This window comes from Brevundimonas sp. TWP2-3-4b1 (assembly GCF_049897665.1).
GTDB lineage: Bacteria > Pseudomonadota > Alphaproteobacteria > Caulobacterales > Caulobacteraceae > Brevundimonas > Brevundimonas subvibrioides_B.
This window is the reverse complement of sequence record NZ_JAFCWQ010000069.1, coordinates 1-977: the sequence shown is the minus strand read 5'-3', so window position 1 is coordinate 977 and position 977 is coordinate 1. Positions and strand designations below refer to the sequence as shown.

The window sequence follows — 977 nt, the reverse complement described above, 5'->3', positions numbered from 1 at the left end:
CGAAGAACGCCCACTCCGCATCCGACATCAAACCACGAACCATGGCTGCTCTCCGCAAAGAACAGCCTTGAATCAGCGATCAGCTGATTTGGGAATCCACTTTGTCCACATCACCTAAGGTAAGACCACCCAATCGACATCTAAATCGTCGGTCTCGCAAATCCAGATCACGACGAACGTCAGCCAGACTTGGCTAAATCGGGTTTGTGGGACGACCAAATTTCCGGCGTCGGTGCTGCGCGGATTCCTTATCCTCTCCTTCGGGAGCGCAGTGATCGGATAAATTCCCGGTGCCCGAGTGTCGGTCCAGGCAGTTCAAACTCTTGAGTAAGTCTTCCTTCCGATGATCTTCGCCGTATGGTGGATCAACACCGTGGAGAGATGACTTTGACCGACGACAAGACTGGCCTGCTCGATATGACCGTGGGCATTGTGGCAAACTTCGTCAGCAACAACCGCGTCAGCCCTGACGAACTGCCCGGCCTGATCGCGACCATTCACTCATCGTTGGCCAACGTCGGTCAGCCGTTCGAGCCGGAAGTCGAGCCGCCCGAGCGGCTGACGCCCTCTTCGATCAGAAAACTCATTACTCCGGACGGCATCAGGTCTCTGATCGACGGTCGCTTGTTCAAATCCATGAAGCGTCACCTAACGCTTAAAGGCTGGACGCCGGAATCGTATCGCGAGCATTTCGGTCTCCCGAAAGACTTCCCCATGGTGCACCCCGATTATTCGCAGGCACGCTCGGCTCTCGCAAAGTCGATGGGCTTGGGCTCGGGTGGCCGGCAGGGGAAGAACGCGGTCAAGCCTGCCCGTAAACCACGTGCCTCCAGGGCGTGACGACGATCATGGTCATGGCGCTAGTGGAATGATCGGGACATAAGAGTCTGAGGTGGGATTCCCCGGGGCGTGGCGTCGTGCGAGTCTGCGGGATGCGTACAGGCGTCACCGTGCATCTGAGCCCGACCGATCGTAAG

Annotated in this window: 1 protein-coding gene; it reads left to right on the top strand. The window is 57.4% G+C overall.

Annotated elements, in window-relative coordinates; genetic code table 11:
• Positions 1-381 precede the first annotated feature (381 nt).
• Positions 382-840, top strand: a complete 459-nt coding sequence (locus tag ACP7A5_RS17955) for a MucR family transcriptional regulator (RefSeq protein ID WP_426043164.1) — start codon at positions 382-384, stop codon at positions 838-840.
• The last annotated feature ends 137 nt before the right edge of the window (positions 841-977 follow it).